Origin of the sequence: Actinomadura livida (assembly GCF_014648675.1) — a bacterium.
Lineage (GTDB): Bacteria > Actinomycetota > Actinomycetes > Streptosporangiales > Streptosporangiaceae > Spirillospora > Spirillospora livida.
The window spans coordinates 322,126-342,423 of record NZ_BMRO01000002.1 but is presented as its reverse complement, the minus strand read 5'-3'; the positions used below and the strand labels follow the sequence as shown (position 1 = coordinate 342,423).

Sequence of the window (20,298 nt, the reverse complement as noted above, 5' to 3'; positions counted from 1 at the left end):
CCCGATGGACGAGGAGACCCTTCCCGAGGCGGACGCCGACCCCTGGCGGCGGCGCCGCCGCGCCGGTGCGGCGCTGGTGTTCGCCATCGTGGGGGTCCTGGTCGCGGCGACGCTCTGGGCCCGGCACGGGACCGGCGCGGCGGACGGCCGGTTCGCCCTGGACGCCGCGGCCGGTGTCGCGGCGTGGCTGCTGTCGCCGCTGCTGCTGTGGCGCCCGGTCGCGGTCGCGGTGGCGCTCACCGCGCTGGCGGCGGTGTCACCGGCCGCGACCCCGGCGGCGACCCTCGCGGTGCTGCAGGTGGCGCAGCGGCGCCCGGCGGGCGTCGCCGCCGCGATCGGCGCGGCGGGGATCGCCGCGCACGCGGCGCAGGGGCTGTGGCGGCCGCCCGGCGGGATCTCCTTCGGCTGGTGGCTGCTGCTGATCACCGCCGGCTACGGCGCGCTGATCGGCTGGGGCGCGCTCGCCCGGGCCCGCCGCGCGCTGCTGGTGTCGCTGGAGGAACGCGCCCGCCGCGCCGAGGCCGAGCAGGGCCGCCGGGTCGCCGAGGCCCGCATGATGGAGCGGACGCGGATCGCCCGGGAGATGCACGACGTCCTGGCGCACCGGCTGTCGCTGCTGGCCACCTACGCGGGCGCGCTGGAGTACCGGCCGGACGCCCCGCCGGAGAAGCTGTCGCGGGCCGCCGGGGTCGTCCGCGCCGGGGTGCACCAGGCGCTGGAGGAGCTGCGGGAGGTGATCCTGCTGCTGCGCACCGACGACACCGGCGACGGGGACGGGGACGAGGGGCGCCCGCAGCCCGTCCTGGCCGACGTGCCGCGGCTGGTGGCCGAGTCCCGCGACGCCGGCGCGGCGGTGGAGCTGCGCGACGACGTCGCCGACGCCGCCCTGCCCGCCTCGGTCGGCCGCACCGCCTACCGGGTCGTCCAGGAGGGGCTGACCAACGCCCGCAAGCACGCGGCGGACCGCCGGGTCCGGGTCGCGCTGGCGGGCCGGCCGGGCACCGGGCTGGTGATCGACATCCGCAACGCGCTGCCCGCCGCGCCCGCCGCCGGGCCCGCGGCACCGGGCAGCGGGACGGGCCTGGTCGGGCTCACCGAGCGGGTCCGGCTGGCCGGCGGCCGGCTGGACCACGAGGCCGCCGCCGGGGAGTTCCGGCTGCGCGCGTGGCTACCATGGCCGGCGTGACCCGCCCCCTGCGCGTGCTGATCGTGGACGACGACGCCCTCGTCCGCGCCGGGCTGTCGATGATGCTGGACGGGACGGGCGGCATCACCGTGGCCGCGGAGGCCGCCGACGGCGACGAGGTGCCCGCGGCCGCCGACGCGCACGCCCCCGACGTGGTCCTCATGGACCTGCGGATGCCGCGGGTGGACGGCATCACCGCGACCCGCAGGCTGCGGTCCCGGCCGGACCCGCCCGAGGTGATCGTGCTGACGACGTTCGACACCGACGAGAACATCCTGCACGCCCTGCGCGCCGGCGCCAGCGGCTTCCTGCTCAAGGACACCCCGCCCGGCGAGATCGTCCAGGCGGTCCGGCGGGTCGCGGCCGGGGACCCGATCCTGTCCCCGCGGATCACCCGCCGCCTCATGGACCGCGCGGCGGTGGAGGCGGGCGCCGGGCTGCGGGCGCGCGCCGCGCTGGACGGCCTCAGCCCCCGCGAGAACGAGGTGGTCGCGGCGATCGCGCGTGGGCGTTCCAACGCCGACATCGCCGCGGAGCTGTTCATGAGCGTGGCCACGGTCAAGGCGCACGTCTCCAGCGTCCTGACCAAGCTGGACCTGGACAACCGCACCCAGATCGCCCTGCTGGCCCACGACGCCGGCCTCATCTAGCCGGCCGCGCGGAGGGACTCTGAGGGGCGGGGAACGGCAGCGGGCAGGCCGGTTCGGCGGAGCAGGCGACCAGGTCGTCGCATCCGGCGGCCAGCGCGGACCGCAGGGTGGCGGCGACGGCGGCCAGCTCCTCGATGCGGGCCTCCACCTCGGCGAGCTTGGCGCGGGCGCTGCCGGCGAGATCGGCGCGCGTCCCGTCCCGCCCACCCGGGCCGGGCCGCCGAGCGGGCCGCCGGTGCCGGGTGCCCGGTTCCAGCAGCGCGGCGACCTCGTCGAGGGAGAACCCGAGCCGCTGCGCGGTCTTGATCACGCGCAGCAGCGTGACGGTCTCCGGCGGGTACACGCGGTGCCCGCCCGGGGTCCGGACGGGGCGGTCCAGCAGCCCGCGCCGCTCGTAGTACCGCAGGGTCTGCGGGTTGACGCCGGCGGCCGCGGCGACCTGCCCGCTGCGCAGCCCCGCGGCCCCGCCGTCACCCATCGCCGCCCCCGCCGGGCCGGGCCGCCGCCGCGACCGCCTCGGCGGCCCGGCCGGTGAACGCGTCCAGGACGTCGGTGTGCCGGGCGGGCACGGCGACGTCCAGCGTCAGGTCGCCGCCGGTGGCGGTCAGGGTGAAGGTGAAGAAGGAGCAGCAGGCGGTCTCGCGGGCGGCCAGCCCGGCGGCGCGCTCGGCCGTGGCCGGCTCCGCCCGCAGCCGGACCCGCGTCCGGCCCGCGCCGATGCGTTCCACGCCGGTCGCCGCCTCGGCGAACAGCGCGTCGAACTCGGCCACCCGCAGCGGCCGCTGCGCCGTCGGCAGCGTGCACGCCTGCGGCGACCAGACCTCGTTGACGTCCATGCCTCGACGGTAACCCCGTACCCGGGTACCGGATGCAAGGCCGCGGCGGGACATTCCGCCGCGGCCCGGCCCCGGTGACCCGCGTGCCCGGCGCTCAGTCCGCGGAGGCGCCGAACCAGCGGGCCAGCGCGTCCTCCAGTCCGGCCTGGTCCTCGCCGGTCCACGCCACGTGCCCGTCGGGCCGCAGGAGCAGGGCGGGCACGTCCAGGCCCGCACCTCCGTCGGCGATGTCTACGGTGTCGATGACGTGGTCGACGCGGTCCGCCCAGCCCGCCGCCGAGAGCCGGCCGGTCTGGTCGAGCAGCAGCCCGCGGCCCCCGCGGGTCAGCTCGTACAGGCGGCCCCGCTTCAGCCGGACGTCCGGCATCCGCCGGCCGAGCAGCTCGTGGCCCTCGCCGAAGTCGTAGCGGATCGCGGTCGCGATGATCCGCTCGGTGAGGTACCGGTTGACCTCGTTGAAGTCCATCAGCCGCGACACCAGCCGCCGCACCGCCCGGGGCCCCGGCGCGTTGGACATCAGCTCCATCTGCGCGCGGGTGTTGTCCAGCACGGCGGCGGCGACGGGGTGCCGCTCGGTCTGGTAGGTGTCCAGCAGGCCCTCCGGTGCCCGGCCGCCGACCTCGGCGGCGAGTTTCCAGCCGAGGTTGAACGCGTCCTGGACGCCGAGGTTGAGGCCCTGCCCCCCGGCCGGCGGGTGGATGTGGGCGGCGTCGCCGGCCAGCAGCACCCGCCCCTCCCGGTACCGTTCGGCCTGCCGGGTGGCGTCGCCGAACCGCGACAGCCAGCGCGGGGAGTGCACGCCGAAGTCGGTGCCGGCGACCGCCCGCAGCCGCCGCCTGAAGTCCTCCAGGGTCGGCGGGGCCGCGCGGTCCTCGGCGACCTCCTCGGCGGGGACGGCGACGCGGTAGATCCCGTCCCCGATGGGTCCGAGACCGAACCGCTTCTCGGTCTCGCGGACCTCCTCGACGATCTTGATGATCTGCTCCGGGTCCTCGGCCGCCTCCATCTCGCCCAGCAGCGTCTCGGCGGTGGCGGGCTCGCCGGGGAACGGGATGCCGAGGAGCCGGCGGACCGTGCTGCGGCCGCCGTCGCAGCCGACGAGGTACCGGGCGCGCAGCCGGGTGCCGTCGGCGAGCCCGGCGGTCACCCCGTCCTCGTCCTGGTCGAGCCCGGTCAGCGCGCGGCCGCGGCGGATCTCGGCGCCGAGTTCGGCGGCGCGCTCCTCCAGCAGGCGGTCGGTGATGGACTGCGGGATGCCGAGGACGTAGGGGTGCGCGGTGTCCAGCCCTTCGGGCGCCGGCTTGCTGATGGCGGCGAAGAAGCCGCCGAGCGGGTACTCGGTGCCGCGCTCCAGGAACCGGTCCAGGATCCCGCGCTGGTCCATGATCTCGATGCTGCGCACGTGCAGGCCGAGCGAGCGGACGATCTTGCCCGGCTCGGCGTCGCGTTCCACCACCAGGACCCGGACGCCGTGCAGCCGCAGCTCCGCGGCCAGCATCATTCCGGTCGGCCCGCCACCGGCGATGATCACGTCGAACATGAAGCCCCCATTTTCCCGGGCCGCATTCCGGCCCTAGGCCCCGCGCATTCCGCAAGGCGCTGACCTGCCGACACGCCCATTTCCCGAACCCCCGATATTGCGGGGAATCCGGCCTCGGACGGAAATTGTGCAGCACGACCGGGGTCTTGCCGCAAGGGCCCCCGTGTGCTATATATTGAGAGTGGCAGGGAGAAGCGATCTCCCCGCCTTTTCTTTTTGCGCCGCCCGGCAATCCGGGAGCGGCCGCACGGGGTCAGGTGACGAGTGCCCCGGCCCGTGCGGCGGCGGCCGCGGCCCCGGCGGCGCGGTCGGCGGCGGCCTCGTCGACCGGCTCGCCGGTGACGAACAGCCGGTAGTACAGCGGCGCGACCGCGAGCCGGACGACCTCGGCGGCGTCGGTCCCGGCGGGCACCTCGCCGCGCACGGCCGCGCGCTCGACCACCACCGCGGACTGCTCGTGCCGCCGCGCGAAGAAGGCGTTCAGGGCGCGGGCCGCGACGGCGCTCTGCGCGGCGGCCAGCACGAACGCGCGCGCGACGGGTCCCTGCTCGGGATCGGCGTAGCCGGTCAGGACGAGCCGGGCGATGACCCGCAGGTCGCCCTCCAGGGTGCCGGTGTCGGGCACCGGCCACGGCTCCCCGGCGGCGAGGTCGAGGGCGTCGGCGACGAGCCCGTCGGCGTTGCGCCAGCGCCGGTAGACGGTGGTCCGGTGCACGCCGGACCGGGCGGCGACCGCCTCCACGGTGAGGCCCGCGTAGCCGCGCTCGGCCAGTTCGGCGAGGGTGGCGCGCCGGACGGCGTCGCGCACCCGCGCGGTCCGGCCGCCGGGACGGGCCGTCCCCGGGCCGGTCACCGGCGGCCCCCGCGGCGCCGGGTGATCGGTCGGGGGTTCCGCACCCGGCCAGGGTAACGCCGCGGGTGTCGCGTTATCCGGGCGCCGGTGCGGATAGAGCAGTCAGGGACGAGGGGGACGTTCATGACGCAGGGTTCGTACGCCACCATCAGGGAGTTCGCCGTCTGCGACCGGGACGCGGGCCTGCACGGGATCACCGCCGGGCCGGACGGGGCGGCGTGGTTCACGCTGGCCGGCGACGGCCGCGTGGGCGCGCTGGCACCGGACGGCCGGGTCGTCCTGCACCATCCCGGCCCGCTGCTGCGCGGTCCGTCGGCCATCACGGCCGGTCCCGACGGCGCGCTGTGGTTCACCGCCTTCGACGGCGACGCGATCGGCCGGATCACGCCCCGCGGCGACGCGGAACGGTTCCCGGCGCCGGGCGGCTCCGGCCCGTGCGGGATCGCGGCCGGACCGGACGGCGCGCTGTGGTTCACCGAGCAGCGCACCGGCCGCATCGGCCGCGTCACCCCCGACGGGCAGGTCACCGAGCACCCGCTCCCCGCCCCGGCCGCGATGCCCTCGATGATCACCGCGGGCCCGGACGGGGCGATGTGGTTCACCCTCCACCGGGGCGACGCCGTCGGCAGGATCACCACCGGCGGGGGCGTCACCGTCCACTCCCTGCCGACCGAGGGGTCCGCGCCCGCCGGCATCACCGCCGGGCCCGACGGCGCCCTCTGGTTCACCGCGACCGGCACGGGGCACATCGGCAGGATCACCACCCGCGGCAAGGTCACCGAGTTCCCCCTGCCCGATCCGGACGCCCGCCCGCACGCCATCGTCACCGGCCCGGGCGGCGACCTGTGGTTCACCGAGCGCGGCACCGCGCACGTCGGCCGCATCACCCCCGAGGGCCGCATCGACGAGCACCCGCTCCCCACCCCGGGATGCGGGCCGCTCGGCATCGCGCCCGGCCCCGGCGGGACGCTGTGGGTCACCCTGCGGACCGGAGCGATCGCCCGCGTCACCCCCGGCTGACCTGCCGCAGGGCCGCCGGCGAACCGCCGCCGAACCGCCGCGGGGGCGCCCGCCGGCGCGAAAACCGGTTGGGCGGCAACGGCAGGGTCGGATACAACGGGCCGCATGCTCCGCAAGTACCCCCGGACCCGGCACATCGTCGGCTCCCGGCTCCAGCCGGGGGACCACGACCTCGCCTCGGTGCCGTTCTCCGAGATCGCCGGGCGGTACCTGGTGGTGGAGGAGAAGCTCGACGGCGCCAACTCCGGCATCAGCTTCACCGCCGGCGGGGAACTGCGGCTGCAGAGCCGCGGCCACTACCTGACCGGCGGCCCCCGCGAACGCCAGTTCGCGCCGCTGAAGGCGTGGGCCGCCTCCGTCCAGCACGTGCTGCGGGAACGGCTCCGGGACCGGTACGTCATGTACGGGGAGTGGCTCTACGCCAAGCACACCGTCTTCTACGACGCGCTCCCCCACTACTTCTGCGAGTTCGACGTGGTGGACCGCTCCGACGGGACGTTCCTGTCCACCGCGCGGCGCCGGGAGCTGCTCGCCGGGACGCCGGTGGTGGCGGTGCCGGTCCTGCACGAGGGCCCGCTGCCGGACGCGGCGGCGCTGACGGCGCTGGCCGGGCCGTCCACCTGCCGCACCGCCGCGTGGCGGGGCGCGCTGCGCGCCGCGGCGGAGGCGGCCGGCGCCGACCCCGCCCGCGTCGCCGGGGAGACCGACGACTCCGACGACATGGAGGGCCTCTACATCAAGGTGGAGGAGGGCGGCGAGACGGTCGGGCGCTACAAGTGGGTCCGGCCGAGTTTCCTGACCGCGATCCTGGACTCGGGCACCCACTGGCAGGACCGGCCCGTGATCGCCAACGCCCTCGCCGATCCGGAGGTGCTGTATGCGGGTGTTCGATGACCTGTGCCCCGCGCCGCCGCACTGGGACCTGCCCTGGGCGCGGATCCGCGACGCGTTCGGATGGGTCCGCGACATGGCCGGCGTCCCGCAGGACGCGGTCTACCACGGCGAGGGCGACGTCGAGGTCCACACGCGGATGGCGTGCGAGGCGCTGGCGTCGCTGCCGCAGTGGCGGGCCCGCCCGCGCGCCGAGCGGGTGCGGCTGTTCGCGGCGGTGCTGATGCACGACATCGCCAAGCCGCACTGCACGAGCGTCGACGACGACGGCCGCATCACCGCCCGCGGCCATTCGCGGCGCGGCGACCTGATGGCGCGGCGGATCCTGTGGGAGCTGGGCGCGCCGGTCGCCTGGCGCGAGCACGTCGCGGCGCTGATCCGCCACCACCAGGTGCCGTTCTGGGCGCTGGAGCGACCCGACCTGCAGCAGATCGCGTTCCGGGTCAGCCTGCTGGCCCGCAACGACGACCTGGTGCTGCTGGCGTCCGCCGACATCCTCGGGCGGGTGTGCCCGGACACGGCCGAGCTGCTGGACAACGTCGCCCTGTACGGGGAGTACTGCGACGAGCAGCGGTGCCTGGACGGTGCGCGCGCGTTCCCGTCCGACCACGCCCGGTTCTGGTTCTTCCGCAAGCCCGGCCGCGACGCCGATTACGCCGCCTACGACGACACCCGCCTCACCGCGACCGTCCTGTCGGGCCTGCCCGGCGCCGGCAAGGACCACTGGATCGCCGCGCACCGCCCGGACCGGCCGGTCGTCAGCCTCGACCGGCTCCGCGCCGAGATGGGCGTCTCCCCCGCCGGGGACCAGCGCGCCGTGGCCGCCGCCGCGTACGAGCTGGCCCGCGGGCACCTGCGCGCGGGGAGGTCGTTCGTGTGGAACGCCACCAACGTGTCGCGGGCGCAGCGCGAACTGTGCACCGGGCTCGTCGCCCGCTACCGCGGCCGGGTGGAGATCGTCGCGCTGGAGGCGCCGCCGCCCGTGCTCCGCGACCGCAACCGGCGCCGCGAGTCGCCCGTCCCCGACGCGGTCGTCGACCGGCTCGTCCGCCGCTGGGAGACCCCCGATCCGACCGAGGCGCACCGCGTCGACTGGCTGACCGGCGGCTGACCTGCGGCCCGGGGCCGCGCGGGCGGGCCGATCACCGCGGGTCGGCGCGCCGCCACGTTTAGCCCACGAGCAGGGGGAACGGGCTCTAGGCCAGGCTTCGACGACGACGCGAGGAGGCCGGAGCTATGAGCATCGCGCGGCCGGCACAGGACGGCAGGACCGGCACCGCCCCCGGCGCCGCACCCGGCGCCGCACCCGGCGCCGCACCCGGCGCCGCGGTGGACGCCGCGACCGCGGACGAGGCCGCGGGCGTGCACCGCCAGGACTACGGGCGCGCCCCCGAGTTCCGCGGCACCGACCACGAGGCGGGCACCGGAGAGCTGATCAGGCAGGCGACACGGCAGGTGTCGGACCTGCTGCGCGCCGAGGTGCGCCTGGCGGTGGCCGAGTTGAAGGACAAGGGCCGCCACGCCGGGACCGGCGCGGGCATGTTCGGCGGCGCCGCCCTGGTGGCGCTGTACGGGGGCGGCGCGCTGATCGCCGCGGCGATCGCCGCGATCGCGGTGGCGCTGCCGGTGTGGGCGTCCGCGCTCATCGTCGGCGCGGTGCTGATGCTCGTCGCGGGCATCCTGGCGATGCTCGGCCGGTCGCAGACCAGGCGCGCCGGCCCCGCCAAGCCCGAGCAGGCCATGGACGAGGCGAAGCAGGCGGTGGCCGAGTTGAAGGAGAGGGCGACGCACCGATGACCACGCAGGGCAAGCACGGCGCCGAGGCCGGGACCGAGGAGCTGCGCCAGGAGGTCGACCGGGCGCGCCACGATCTCGGCGAGACGGTGGAGCAGCTGGCCGCCAAGGCCGACGTCAAGGCCATGGCCAGGCAGAAGGCCACCGAGGCCAAGGCGAGGATGCGCGAGACCGCGGCGACGGCGCGGGCCCGGCGCAGGGAGGCCACCGCGCGGGCGAAGGACGCGGGCGGTGGCGAGTCGGCCAAGCGGGGCGGCGTCGTGATCGCCTCGGCGGGCGCGGTCGCGCTGGCCGCGGTGCTGGTGCACCGGCGCCGCGCCGCCAGGTCGCGGCTGAGCTACAAGGTGAAACACGGCGCCGCGTCGAAGCTGCGGACCGGCTCGAAGCTGGGCGGCGGGTCCAAGCCGGTTCTGAAGAGGCTCGGCTCGGGCAGGTCCGGCATGTTCGGATCCGGCATGTTCGGGTCGGTGTCGATGCCGGGCCGCGGGCGCAGGGCCCCGGTGCGGGTCGTCTTCCGCTCCGCTCAGAAGGAGCCCGTCAAGGTGAAGCGCAGCCGCATGCCCTTGTGAGAGCGGCCCTGTAGAGCACCGCCCCCGTGACGCCAGTGTGAGAGAAGGCCCGGTCATGCCCGACCCCGGCGGCCCCACCGCCCTTTCGGCCACCTCGTGGAAGGACGCGCTGAAACGGGCGGTGACCGAGTTCAAGAACGACGAGCTGGCGGCCTGGGCCGCCGCCCTCACCTACTACGCCATCCTGTCGATCTTCCCGGCGCTGCTGGTGGTGGTGTCGCTGGTCGGCCTGACGGGCCGGTCGGCCACCGACGACCTGATCAAGAGCGTCGAGGACCTGGCGCCGGGCGAGGTCGGCGACCTGCTGATCAGCGCCATCGAGGGGCTGCAGGGCACCGGGGGCGCCGGGGTGGTCGCGGTGCTGAGCCTGGCGGGCGCGGTGTGGTCGGCGTCGGGGTACGTCGGCGGGTTCATGAAGGCGTCCAACATCATCTACGACATCCCCGAGGGCCGCCCGTTCTGGAAGACGATCCCGCTGCGGATCGCGGTGACGCTGGTGTCGCTGATCGGGCTGGCGGCGTCGGCGGTCGCGGTGGTGGTGTCGGGGTCGCTGGCCCGCGAGGTCGGCGACGCGCTCGGGCTGGGGTCGCAGGCCGTGACCGTCTGGAACATCGCCAAGTGGCCGGTGATGCTGCTGATCGTCAGCCTGCTGTTCTCGCTGCTGTACTGGGTAGCGCCGAACGCCAAGCGCCGCTTCCGGTGGGTGACGCCGGGCGGGATCCTGGCGGTGGTGCTGTGGCTGGCGGCCTCGGGCCTGTTCGCGCTCTACGTGGCCAACTTCGGCTCCTACAACAAGACCTACGGCAGCATCGCCGGAGTGATCATCTTCCTGGTGTGGCTTTGGATCACGAACCTGGCGATCCTGCTGGGCGCCGAGCTGAACGCGGAGCTGGAGCGGGGCCGCGCCATCGCCGGCGGGCAGTCCCCCGAGGAGAAGCCGTACGTGGAGTTCCGCGACACCCGCGCGTTCGGCGACGCGCAGCGCCGCGAGATGGGCCTCGACGACCCCTCCGGCGCGAACGGCGGAGCGGACGGCGGCGCGCACCGGTCCGGGGCGGAGCCGGCGCCGGGCCCGCGCGAGCAGCGCCCCGGCGCGGGACGCTCGTGAGCGCACGCTGACATCGCCCGCCGGGGCCGATCCCGGGGAATCACGGGTCGCACAAGGCCGAACACGGTGAATAGGATCCTTCGCATGCTCCGTCCGGCCTACCCGATCGAGACCGAGCGGCTGGCGCTCCGGCCGTTCTGCGCGGACGACCTCGAGGGCCTGTACGCCTACCAGTCCCTGCCCGAGGTGGCGCGCTTCCTGTACTGGGAACCCCGGAACATGGAGGAGTCGCGTGCGTTCCTGAAGCAGAAGATGATGGCGTCCACCGTGGAGAAGGAGGGCGACTGGCTCGTCCTGGCCGTGGTGCGGCGGCAGACCGGCGACCTGATCGGCGAGGTGAACCTGCAGTGGCGCAGCCGGGAGCACCGGCAGGGCGAGATCGGGTACATCTTCAATCCCGCCTACCACGGCAAGGGCTTCGCGACCGAGGCCGCCGAGGTGGTGCTGCGGCTGGGCTTCGAGGGCCTGGGCCTGCACCGCGTGGTGGGGCGGCTGGACGGCCGCAACACCGCGTCCGCGCGGGTGCTGGAGCGGCTCGGGTTCCGCCGTGAGGCGCACCTGGTGCAGAACGAGCTGGTCAAGGGCGAGTGGACCGACGAGATCATCTACGCGATGCTGCGCCACGAGTGGGAGGCCCGCTCCGCGTCCTGACCGGTCAGCGCCCGGCCTGCTCGTGCAGGGTGCGGGCGAGGTCGCGGACGTGGTCGCGCAGTTCGCCGGGGCGGCGGATGGCGAACGGGAAGCCGAGCCCGGCGAGCATCTGCGCCATGCCGTCCAGGCGTTCTGCGCGCGTCTCCATCAGCACTCCGCCGTCCTGCTCGGTGAGCGTCGCGGCGGTGGCGGGGATGCGGCGCCGCGCCTCGGCGAGGGTGGTCTCCAGCAGCACCTCGACCTCGTGGGCCCACGGGACGCTCGCCAGCGACCGGGCGACCTGCCGCACGGGGTCGACGCCGGCGGGGATCTCGTAGCGGGCGGTGCCCGGCTCGGCGGAGGCGACGCGGTCGACCCGGAAGGTGCGGGTCTCGCCGCTGCGGTGGTCGTGGCCGGTGACGTACCAGCGGCCGGAGTGGAACACCAGCCCGTAGGGGTCCAGGTCGCGTTCGGTGGGCTCGCCCTGCCGGGAGCGGTACCGCAGCCGGACGCGGCGCCGCTCGCGGGTCGCGGCGGCCAGCGTGAGGACGGTCCCGATGCCGGGCACTCCCCCGGCCGCTGACGCCGCGGTGTCCGGGGCGGGCTCGCGGGCGGGGAGGGTGAACCCGAGCGTCTCGCGCAGTGCCTGGACCCGGTCGCGCAGCGCGGCGGGCAGGACGCGCTGCACCTTGGCGAGGGCGCTCTCGGTGGCCTGGCCGGGCAGCCCGACGCGGCGTCCGGCGAGCAGGCCGAGGACCACGGCGGCGGCCTCGTCGTCGGTCAGCATGAGCGGCGGCAGCTTGTAGCCGGGCATGAGGCGGTAGCCGCCGTGGCGGCCGCGTTCGGCGACGACGGGGACGCCGAGGTCTCCCAGCCGCGCGGCGTAGCGGCGCACGGTCCGCTCGTCCACGCCGAGCCGCCGGGCCAGCTCCGCTCCGCCGATCCGGTGGTTGGCCTGCAGCAGTTCCAGCATCGCGAGGACCCGGGTCGTCGGATGCGAGGGCGAGGGATACGACACGAGATGACCCACCAAATCCGGGCGGTTCCTGTCCGGTATCGACCGTAGCGTGAAGCCGTACCCATCGAGGAAGGGACGGCTGACATGGCGGCAGGCAATACGGCGACAGGCAATACGGCGACAGGTGACAGGGCGGCGTTCGTGCTGGTCCCGGGTTTCTGGCTCGGCGCGTGGGCGTGGGACGAAGTGGCGGCCGAGCTGCGCGCGGCGGGGCACGACGTCCACGCGGTGACACCGGCGGGGCAGGGTGAGCGGGCGGCCGAGGCCGCTCCGGGTGTCTGCGTCGACACCCACATCGCCGACATCGTGCAGGTCGTGGAGGGCGGCGGGCTGGAGCGGGTCGTGCTCGTCGCGCACAGCGGCGCGAACATGGCCGCGACGGGCGCGGCCGACCGGATCCCCGGGCGGATCGCGCGGATCGTCTACGTCGACACCGGGCCGATGCCGTCGGGCATGGCCGGCATCGACTTCCACGAGCCCGAGGCCCGCGCCGAGCTGGAGAGGCAGGTCGCCGAGGAGGGCGAGGGGTGGAAGATCCCGGTGCCGCCCTTCACCACGGACGCCGGCTCGGACGCCGGTTCAGGCGAGCTGGCCGGCCTGACCGAGGAGCAGCTCGCCGTCCTGCAAGAGCGCGGTACCCCGCAGCCGTTCGGCACGGCGACGCAGCCGCTCAAGCGCCCCGACCCGCTGCCGGCGACGCCGCGGACGCTGATCGCGACCACGATCCCCCTCGCCGCGGTCAGGGCGATGGCCGAGCAGGGCCATCCGGTGTTCGCGGAGATGACCGGGCCGGGCTGGACCTACCGGGAGCTGCCCACGGGGCACTGGCCGATGCTGTCGCGGCCGCGCGACCTGGCGGCGCTGCTCGTCGAAGCCGCCGCGCGGTGACGCGAACCCGCCGGGCGGGGCGCCCCGGGGGGCGTGTGGCGCCGTTGCGCGCGTCCGACCCCTTCCGGAGCTGGGCGGATGACTCACATGTTCACAGGGTGCGATGTATTTCTTGTTAATCGTGCCTGTAGATCGTTCCGGCGGAGGCGAGGACACTCTGCGGGAGTCGCGCGGCCACGGGGGTCGGGCCAGTTCCGCGAGGTGAGCAGATGACACCCTCCGTCGGCCGTCGGCCGCTCCGCTCTCCGCTGCGCCGCTCGCTGGCGGCGGGCGCGTCCGCCGCGATCCTGGCCGCCGGGGTCGGCGGGGTGGGCGTGAGCGCCGCGCACGCGGCGGCACCGGCAGCGGCGGGGGCACTGGCCGGGGCACTGGCGGCGGCTCCGGTCCCGGCGGACACCGGGGCGCGGATCACCGCCGAGCAGGAGGTCGGCACCAGGGCCGTCGACATCACGATCAACTCGCCCTCGCTCGGCCGGTCGGTGAAGACCCGCATCCTGCTGCCGAAGAACTGGAAGCGCGGCTCGCAGGCGACGTGGCCCGTCCTGTACGCCTTCCACGGCGGCCAGGACGACTACACGTCCTGGACGCGGAGCACCGACATCGAGGCGTGGGCGGCCAAGTACAACGTCATCGTCGTCATGCCCGAGGGCGCCGACGGCTCGTACGCCAACTGGCACAACTACGGCCGGGGCGGGACGCCCAAGTGGGAGACGTTCCACACCGCCGAGGTCCGGCAGCTGATGGAGCGCAACTACGGCGCGGGCGCGCTGCGCGCGGCCATCGGCAACTCCTCGGGCGGCGCGGGCGCGATGAGCTACGCGGCGCGGCATCCGGGGCTGTTCAAGTACGCGGCGTCGCTGAGCGGCGTGCTGTCGATGCGGTCGATCGGGATGCCGGCGCTGCTGATGTTCACCAACGCCGGCAACGGGCAGGACCCGTTCGCGATCTGGGGCATCCCGTGGGCCGACGACGCGAACTGGGCGGCGCACGACCCGCACGCGCTGGCGCCGAGACTGCGCGGCACCGGCCTGTTCTTCTCCGCCGGCACGACGGGCCGGCCCGGCCCCGGCGACCCGAACGTGGCGCCGTGGGACATCGGGCTGCTGAGCGAGATCGCGGTCGGCGCCAACAACAAGGAGTTCAAGAAGCGGCTGGACGAGCTGAAGATCCCCTACACCGCGCACATCTACGGCGACGGCCGGCACAACTGGCCGGCGTGGATCCGCGAGGCGCAGTTCGTGTGGCCGGCGCTGATGAAGTCGATCGGCGCGCAGAAGGTTTGACCGTCGCCCCCCGGTGAATGACCCGGTCCGGTTCCGGGACGGCAGCGGCTGCCGTCCCGGAACCGGACCGCCGGTGTCTCCCGGCCGCGCGGGCGGGGGTCAGCGGCGGTAGCCCAGCCCGTGCCCGAAGGGGTAGAGGGCGGTGCCGGGCTCGTCGCGGACGGGGATCGTGACGGGCAGCCGCCCGCGCGGGTTCAGCTCGCCGAACAGCGACGCGGCCGCCGACCGCAGCGCCTCGGCGGTGTAGGAGTAGGTGGCCAGGTAGGTGCCGGCCTCGGGGAACCAGGCGATGTCGTAGGGGTCGCGGACGGCGACGACCACGACGGGCGTGCCGGTGGCCAGCAGCGCCTTGACGAGGTTCATCTGGCCGGGGCCGTTGTGGCCGGGCTCCTCCTTGACGTCCCAGGCGCGGTTGGTGACGGCGACGACGAGGTCCTGGCCGCGGGCGGCGGCGACGGCCTCGTCGATCTGCGGCCGGGTGGGGGCGGCGCCGGTCTGCCTGATGGTGGTGGTGGCGCCGCGGCGGGCGATCTCGGTGCCGAGCGCGGCGGTGGTGGACACGCCCCATCCGGTGACGAGGACGTCGCGGGCGCCGGGCCGCAGCGGCAGGACGCCGGCGTCGTTCTTGACCAGGGTGGTGGTGCGGTCGGCGGCGCGCTGGGCGGCGGCCAGGTGCGCGGGCGACCCGACGATCTCGCCGACCTCGGCGGGGTCGGCGTAGGGGTCGCGGAACAGGCCGCGCTCGTGCTTGAGCGCCAGGATCCGGTACACCGACTCGTCGATGCGCCGCTCGGTCAGCTCGCCGGAGCGGACGGCGTCGACGACGGCGGCGAACTGGCGGGGGAACACGCCGTCGCCGTCCTCGCCGACCGGCGGCTTGAGCAGCACGTCGACGCCCGCCTTGAGCGCGAGGACGGGGATGCGCTCGTCGCCGTACTTGGCGCGGACGCCGTCCATGTCGAGCGCGTCGGTGACGACGACGCCGCGGTAGCCGAGCCGGTCGCGCAGGATCCCGCTGAGGATGGGCCGCGACAGGGTGGCGGGGTCGCGGGAGGGGTCCAGGGACGGCACGACGATGTGCGCCGTCATGATCGAGTCGACGCCGGCGGCGATGGCGGCGCGGAACGGCGGCAGGTCGAGCCGCTCCCACTCCTCGCGGGTGTGGTCGATCTCCGGGACGCCGACGTGGCTGTCGGTGGTGGTGTCGCCGTGGCCGGGGAAGTGCTTGGCGGTGGCGGTGACCCCGGCGGAGCGGTAGCCGCGGATCTGCGCGGTGACCATGGACGCCACCAGGCCGGGGTCGGAGCCGAAGGACCGGACGCCGATGACGGGGTTGGCGGGGTTGACGTTCACGTCGGCGTCGGGCGCGTAGTTCTGGTTGACGCCGACGGCGCGCAGTTCCCGGCCGGTGATGCGGGCCAGGGCGCGGGCGTCGGCGGTGCGGCGCCCGGCGGCCAGGGCCATCGCGCCGGGCGACTGGGTCGCGGGCGGCTGGAGGCGGGCGACGATGCCGCCCTCCTGGTCGGTGGCGATCGTGGCGGGGATCCGGTGGGGCTGGGCCGCGGCGGCGCGCTGGATGCCGTTGGAGAACGCGGCGACCTGCTGGGGGTCGCGGACGTTCTCGCCGTAGTAGATGAACCCGCCGGGCCGGTAGCGGGCCATGACCTGCTCGGCGTTGTCGGCCCCGTACAGCCTGCGGTTGGCGGCGACGGCGGCGGGGTCGGTCGTGTCGGCGCTGAGGCCGTGGATCTGCAGGACGAACAGCTGGGCGGCCTTCTCCTCCAGCGTCATCGACCGCAGGATCCGCATGATCGCGGGGTTCTTCCCGTGCCCGGCGCCCTGCCCGGCGCCGGGGCCGCCGGGCGGCGCGGCCTGCGCGGCGGGCGTGGTCACGGCGGTCAGCCCGGTGACGGCGAGGGCGCCCGCGGTGAGTCCGGCGAGCCACCGGCGGCGGCGCGTGCGGGGACGGTACATGTCGGCTCCCTCCGGCCCCCGAGCCTGCGGATGATCAAGCTTCCTCCCGGCACGCTAACCCCCGGCGGCGGCGCCGTCCACGGCAAGGATCGACGACACGGCGCCCGCGTCCCCCGCACCCGTGGCCGAAACAGGGCAAATGATCATAGTCGCCGCCGGCGCTGCTTATCGTTGTGCACGATCCGCTCGCGCGTGTGCCTCCCAGCCGGAGCGTGGACCTTGGAGCTTCCCGTCGGCCCGGTCGGCGACACCGCGCGGCCGTCCGCCACCGCCCCGGGCGATGAGACCCCCGCTGAGACGCGTCCCGCCGACACAGACTCCGCCGCCATGCCGGACCGTGAAATACCGGGCGGTGAGATGCCGGACGGCGGGGTGCCGGGCGGTGGCCGGTACCGGCTGCTGCGCGAGATCGGGCGCGGCGGGATGGGGCGGGTGTGGGAGGCCGACGACCGCGCGCTGCGGCGGCGGGTCGCGGTCAAGGAGGTGCTGCTGCCGGAGGGCCTGGCGTCCGAGGAGCGGCGGCGGCTGGTGGAGCGCGCCGCGCGGGAGGCGCGGACGGCCGCCCGGCTGGAGCACGAGTCGATCGTGGTGGTGCACGACGTGTTCGTCCACGACGACCGGCCGTGGATCGTGACGGAGCTGGTCGACGGCGTGACGCTGCGCGCGGCGGCGCCGGTGCCGCCCGCGGAGGCCGCGCGGGTGGGCGCCGCGGTGCTGGCCGCGCTGCGCGCCGCGCACGCCGCCGGGGTGCTGCACCGGGACGTGTCGATGGGCAACGTGCTGCTGGCCGAGGACGGGCGGGTGGTCCTGACCGACTTCGGCATCGCCGTGACGGACGGGGATACGGCGCTGACCCGGACCGGGACGGTGGTCGGCAACCCCGGGCACATCGCCCCGGAGCGGCTGGGCGGCGGGCCCGTCGACGGCCGCAGCGACCTGTTCTCCCTCGGGGTGACCCTGTACGCGGCGGTGGAGGGCCGCGGCCCGTTCGCCCGGTCCAGCGACGCGGCGACGCTGGCGGCCACGCTGACCGAGGCGCCGCCGCGTCCCCGGCGGGCGGGGCCGCTGCGGCCGGTGCTGGCGGCGCTGCTGCGCAAGGACCCCGCCGAGCGTCCCGATCCGGCCGCGCTGGACCGGACGCTGCGGCGGATCGCGGCGGGCCGGCCGCGCCGCCCGCGGCTGAAACTGCGGGGGCGGCTGCTGCCGGAGACGGCGTGGCTGGCGGCCATGGCCGTCGCGGCCGGGGTGTTCCTGCTGCCCGACGCGGTCACCGGCCCCCGGGGCCCGAGCGCCTACGGCGCGGGCGTCCGGCCGTGCCCGATGGCGCTGGCGGGGTTCGGGTTCGGTGCCGCCGACACGGCCGCGTCCGGGGTGCACAGCTGCTCCGGCGACCGGTACGGCCTGCGCTGGTACGAGGGGTACCGCGGTGAGCACGGCGCGCCCGGCGCGCTGCGGTTCTCCTCGGTCCGCGCCGCGCACCGCTGGCTGCGGTTCCTGCACGGGTTCGACGTGGAGCACGAGCAGCGGTATCCGTTCACGTACCAGGAGGAGTCGGCGACGCTGTCGGGTTTCGTGTCCCGGCTGGCCGCGCGGCGTCCCCGCCCGCTGGACGGTGTGGGCGACGACGCGTTCGTCCGCGAGGTCCGCACCGAGACTTCCGGGGCGGACTCGGGTGGCGAGCTCCGCCTCCTGGAGGTGACCTTCCGCGACTCGAACGTGGTGCTGAGCGTCCGGACCGAGGTGTCCGGGAGCGACGACCCCGCCGCGGTCCGCGCCGGGCTGACCGCGACCGCCGAGCAGGTCGTCGCCGTCCTGCGCGCCACCCGGAGGTGACTGGATGAACGACAGGCATGGGGGCGACGGGGTGACCGTGCTGCGGGAGCGGTACCGGCTGGAGGGCCTGCTGGGCCGCGGCGGGATGGGCGCGGTGTGGCGCGCGACCGACACCGTCCTGGAGCGGGAGGTGGCGGTGAAGGAGCTGCTGCTGCCCGCCGGGACGTCCGCGGGGCAGCGCGCGATGCTGGTGGAGCGGGCGCTACGGGAGGGGCGCGCCGCCGCCCGGGTCCGCCACCCGAACGCGATCCGCGTCCACGACGTGTTCGCCGAGGGCGGCCGGCCCTGGATCGTGATGGAGCTGCTGTCGGGGCACGGGCTGGACACCGAGATCCGCCGGCAGGGCGCGCTGCCGCCCGTGCGGGTCGCCGAGATCGGCCGCGGGGTCCTGGAGGCGCTGTGCGCGGCGCACTCGCACGGAGTCGTGCACCGCGACGTCAAGCCGGGCAACGTGTTCTGCTGCGACGACGGGCGGATCGTCCTCACCGACTTCGGCATCGCCGCCATGGACGACGAGGAGAAGATCACCCGGACCGGGTATCCGATCGGCACGCCCGGCTACATCGCGCCCGAGCGGCTGCGCGGTGAGCCGGCCGAGCCGCCGTCGGACCTGTTCGCGCTGGGGGTGCTGCTGTACGCGGCGCTGGCGGGGAAGGCTCCGTTCTCCCGCAAGGAGCCGATGGCGGCGCTGGGCGCGGTGCTCACCGACACCCCGCCGCCGCCCCCGGGCCCGCCCCGCCTCGCGGACCTGGTGATGGGGCTGCTGGCCGCCGACCCGGCGCGCCGCACGACCGCCGAGCGGGCGCGCGAGGCGCTGCGCGATCCCGAGCTGACCGCGCCGTCCGCGCCGCCGCCGGCGGACGATCCGCGCTGGTGGCGGCCGGCGCGCGCGGCGCTGGTGGCGGTGGGCGTGCTTGCGGTGGTGTCGGTGCCGCTGCGCGGGTGCACGGGCCCGGACGCCGAGGTGGTGCCGGCGGTGGCCCCCCGCACCGGGACGCCCGAGCCGCCCGCGGAGCCGACGTTCCTGCAGCCGGGGGCGCCGACGTTCCTGCCGACCCTGCCGCCGACGCTGGTGCCGCGGGTCCCGCTGCCGTCGATCTCCCCGTGCATGCTGGAGGACGACTGCTGATGCCGGCTCCGGCGGTGCACGGCGAGGCGGCGCCGTGGGCGCCCGGCAGGGTGGGCCCGGCGCGGGCGCTGCTGCGGCTGGCGGGCGCGCTGGCGGTGATGGCGGGGGTGGCGGCGCTCGCGTCGACCGGCGGCGACCCCGCCCCGTACTGGCCGCGGCTGGCGTGGGCGCTGGGCCTGGGCGCGGTGACGGCGGTCGCGCTGATCCGCCCGGCGCGCCGGGACCGGCGCGGCTGGCAGGCGACGGTGCTCGCGGCGCCGGCGGTGCTGGCGGCGGTGCTGGTGAAGTTCGCGGTGACGGGCGCGCCGGTCGCGTGGGTACCGGCGGCCGCGGTCGTGTGGACGGCGGTGACGCTGGCGCCGCGCGCGGTCCGGGCGTGGCGGCGGACGCCGGACTGGGCGCGCTCTCAGCGGGCGGGGCCCTCGACGTAGGGGGCCAGCACCGCCCGGTACTGCGACGGCAGGATCCCCGTCTGCAGCGTGAACGTCCGCTGGGGCGGGTTGGCGGGGCACACCTCGTCGGCGCCGGTGATCTCGAAGCGGCGCACCTCCCGCCCGGTGCGGGCCTCCAGCAGCCGGACCAGGTACCGCGTCCGGTACATCGGCGCGGTGCCGGCGGGTGCGTAGCTGAAGACGGTGCGCCTGGCGTACTTCGGGCAGCTCGCGACCTCCTCCAGCCCGCCGCGCTCCCCGATCGGCTCCGCGCACGACACCAGCCGCACCTGCGCGGGGGTGCCGGGCCGCCACGTGGACGGCGGCTTGTCGGGGTCCACGGAGGCGCCGGCGCCCGCGCCGATCCCGCCGTAGATCACGATCGGGTGGGGTCCGCCGCCCCGGTAGGCGGCGGCGCGGGTGAACGCCGTCCCCTCGCACACCGGGTACCAGTCCTGCCCGGTGGTCCGCGGCGGCAGCCAGTCGACGCGTTCGGGGCCGGTGCTCAGGTGCCAGGCCGCCGATCCGGCGACCGCGACGGCGACCGCCAGCAGCAGCCACAGGTTCCGCCGCGCGAACTCCGCCATCCCCCGAAAATAAGCGCTCACCGCCGGCGGCCCGGCGCCGCTGACCGGACCAGGTCACCGCCCCGGCCGTTTCGGAGC

21 protein-coding genes are annotated in these 20,298 nt (G+C 75.9%); 14 read left to right on the top strand and 7 right to left on the bottom strand.

Annotation, left to right across the window (positions count from 1 at the left end; translation table 11 throughout):
* Positions 1–4 precede the first annotated feature (4 nt).
* The gene (locus IEZ03_RS04865) at positions 5–1,186 is read left to right on the top strand and encodes a sensor histidine kinase (protein WP_184884449.1); all 1,182 of its coding nucleotides are present in this window, start codon (positions 5–7) and stop codon (positions 1,184–1,186) included.
* Positions 1,174–1,836 (top strand): response regulator, encoded by a 663-nt coding sequence (locus IEZ03_RS04860; RefSeq protein ID WP_132046381.1) that lies wholly within the window; start codon positions 1,174–1,176, stop codon positions 1,834–1,836. Before IEZ03_RS04865 ends, IEZ03_RS04860 begins: the two co-directional genes overlap by 13 nt.
* Here IEZ03_RS04860 and IEZ03_RS04855 read toward each other — a convergent pair.
* The 4 genes from IEZ03_RS04855 to IEZ03_RS04840 all read right to left on the bottom strand — a co-directional run bounded on the left by IEZ03_RS04855 (position 1,829) and on the right by IEZ03_RS04840 (position 5,065).
* Positions 1,829–2,314: a MerR family transcriptional regulator gene (locus IEZ03_RS04855; RefSeq protein WP_184884447.1), complete on the bottom strand. Its 486-nt coding sequence runs from the start codon at positions 2,312–2,314 to the stop codon at positions 1,829–1,831. The two genes, IEZ03_RS04860 and IEZ03_RS04855, sit on opposite strands and share 8 nt — an antisense overlap.
* Positions 2,307–2,672, bottom strand: a complete 366-nt coding sequence (locus IEZ03_RS04850; RefSeq protein WP_184884444.1) for a hypothetical protein — start codon at positions 2,670–2,672, stop codon at positions 2,307–2,309. Before IEZ03_RS04850 ends, IEZ03_RS04855 begins: the two co-directional genes overlap by 8 nt.
* A gap of 94 nt (positions 2,673–2,766) precedes the next feature.
* A complete protein-coding gene (rox, locus tag IEZ03_RS04845; protein ID WP_184884442.1) occupies positions 2,767–4,212 on the bottom strand; it encodes a rifampin monooxygenase in 1,446 nt (481 codons plus the stop codon).
* Positions 4,213–4,465: 253 nt separating this feature from the next.
* The gene (locus tag IEZ03_RS04840; protein ID WP_229808018.1) at positions 4,466–5,065 is read right to left on the bottom strand and encodes a TetR/AcrR family transcriptional regulator; all 600 of its coding nucleotides are present in this window, start codon (positions 5,063–5,065) and stop codon (positions 4,466–4,468) included.
* Between the two features lie 123 nt (positions 5,066–5,188).
* Between IEZ03_RS04840 and IEZ03_RS04835 the strand changes: the two genes are divergently transcribed.
* The 7 genes from IEZ03_RS04835 to IEZ03_RS04805 all read left to right on the top strand — a co-directional run bounded on the left by IEZ03_RS04835 (position 5,189) and on the right by IEZ03_RS04805 (position 11,098).
* Positions 5,189–6,085: a Vgb family protein gene (locus IEZ03_RS04835; RefSeq protein WP_184884440.1), complete on the top strand. Its 897-nt coding sequence runs from the start codon at positions 5,189–5,191 to the stop codon at positions 6,083–6,085.
* A gap of 105 nt (positions 6,086–6,190) precedes the next feature.
* Positions 6,191–6,979, top strand: a complete 789-nt coding sequence (locus tag IEZ03_RS04830; RefSeq protein ID WP_184884438.1) for an RNA ligase family protein — start codon at positions 6,191–6,193, stop codon at positions 6,977–6,979.
* Positions 6,963–8,087 (top strand): AAA family ATPase, encoded by a 1,125-nt coding sequence (locus IEZ03_RS04825; RefSeq protein ID WP_184884436.1) that lies wholly within the window; start codon positions 6,963–6,965, stop codon positions 8,085–8,087. Before IEZ03_RS04830 ends, IEZ03_RS04825 begins: the two co-directional genes overlap by 17 nt.
* Before the next feature lie 125 nt (positions 8,088–8,212).
* A complete protein-coding gene (locus tag IEZ03_RS04820; RefSeq protein ID WP_184884434.1) occupies positions 8,213–8,773 on the top strand; it encodes a phage holin family protein in 561 nt (186 codons plus the stop codon).
* Positions 8,770–9,339, top strand: coding sequence for a DUF3618 domain-containing protein (locus IEZ03_RS04815; RefSeq protein WP_184884432.1), 570 nt, complete (start codon positions 8,770–8,772; stop codon positions 9,337–9,339). Before IEZ03_RS04820 ends, IEZ03_RS04815 begins: the two co-directional genes overlap by 4 nt.
* A 55-nt stretch (positions 9,340–9,394) precedes the next feature.
* Positions 9,395–10,447, top strand: a complete 1,053-nt coding sequence (locus IEZ03_RS04810; protein WP_184884430.1) for a YihY/virulence factor BrkB family protein — start codon at positions 9,395–9,397, stop codon at positions 10,445–10,447.
* 84 nt (positions 10,448–10,531) lie between these two features.
* The gene (locus IEZ03_RS04805) at positions 10,532–11,098 is read left to right on the top strand and encodes a GNAT family N-acetyltransferase (protein ID WP_184884429.1); all 567 of its coding nucleotides are present in this window, start codon (positions 10,532–10,534) and stop codon (positions 11,096–11,098) included.
* Between the two features lie 4 nt (positions 11,099–11,102).
* On the opposite strand, the gene IEZ03_RS04800 is transcribed toward IEZ03_RS04805, so the two are convergent.
* Entirely contained in the window at positions 11,103–12,095 is a 993-nt protein-coding gene (locus tag IEZ03_RS04800) for a helix-turn-helix transcriptional regulator (RefSeq protein ID WP_229808017.1), read from the bottom strand.
* Positions 12,096–12,236: 141 nt separating this feature from the next.
* Here IEZ03_RS04800 and IEZ03_RS04795 point away from each other — a divergent pair, with 141 nt between their 5' ends.
* Positions 12,237–12,983 carry an alpha/beta fold hydrolase gene (locus IEZ03_RS04795; protein ID WP_229808016.1) on the top strand — a complete coding sequence of 249 codons (747 nt, stop codon included), beginning with the start codon at positions 12,237–12,239 and terminating at the stop codon, positions 12,981–12,983.
* Positions 12,984–13,192: 209 nt separating this feature from the next.
* The gene (locus IEZ03_RS04790) at positions 13,193–14,266 is read left to right on the top strand and encodes an alpha/beta hydrolase (protein ID WP_184884425.1); all 1,074 of its coding nucleotides are present in this window, start codon (positions 13,193–13,195) and stop codon (positions 14,264–14,266) included.
* Between the two features lie 99 nt (positions 14,267–14,365).
* Here the strand turns inward: IEZ03_RS04790 and IEZ03_RS04785 are convergent, their stop codons facing one another.
* Positions 14,366–16,240 carry a glycoside hydrolase family 3 protein gene (locus IEZ03_RS04785; RefSeq protein WP_184884423.1) on the bottom strand — a complete coding sequence of 625 codons (1,875 nt, stop codon included), beginning with the start codon at positions 16,238–16,240 and terminating at the stop codon, positions 14,366–14,368.
* A gap of 327 nt (positions 16,241–16,567) precedes the next feature.
* Here IEZ03_RS04785 and IEZ03_RS04780 point away from each other — a divergent pair, with 327 nt between their 5' ends.
* From IEZ03_RS04780 to IEZ03_RS04770, 3 genes are read left to right on the top strand one after another with little or no spacing between them, the layout of a single operon-like run.
* Entirely contained in the window at positions 16,568–18,073 is a 1,506-nt protein-coding gene (locus tag IEZ03_RS04780; RefSeq protein ID WP_184884421.1) for a serine/threonine-protein kinase, read from the top strand.
* A 4-nt stretch (positions 18,074–18,077) separates the two neighbouring features.
* Entirely contained in the window at positions 18,078–19,202 is a 1,125-nt protein-coding gene (locus tag IEZ03_RS04775; RefSeq protein ID WP_184884419.1) for a serine/threonine-protein kinase, read from the top strand.
* Complete coding sequence (locus IEZ03_RS04770) at positions 19,202–19,633, top strand: hypothetical protein (protein ID WP_184884417.1); 432 nt, start codon at positions 19,202–19,204, stop codon at positions 19,631–19,633. The genes IEZ03_RS04775 and IEZ03_RS04770 overlap by 1 nt, the downstream gene beginning before the upstream one ends.
* Here the strand turns inward: IEZ03_RS04770 and IEZ03_RS04765 are convergent.
* Positions 19,609–20,220 (bottom strand): hypothetical protein, encoded by a 612-nt coding sequence (locus IEZ03_RS04765; protein ID WP_184884416.1) that lies wholly within the window; start codon positions 20,218–20,220, stop codon positions 19,609–19,611. The two genes, IEZ03_RS04770 and IEZ03_RS04765, sit on opposite strands and share 25 nt — an antisense overlap.
* Between the last annotated feature and the right edge of the window lie 78 nt (positions 20,221–20,298).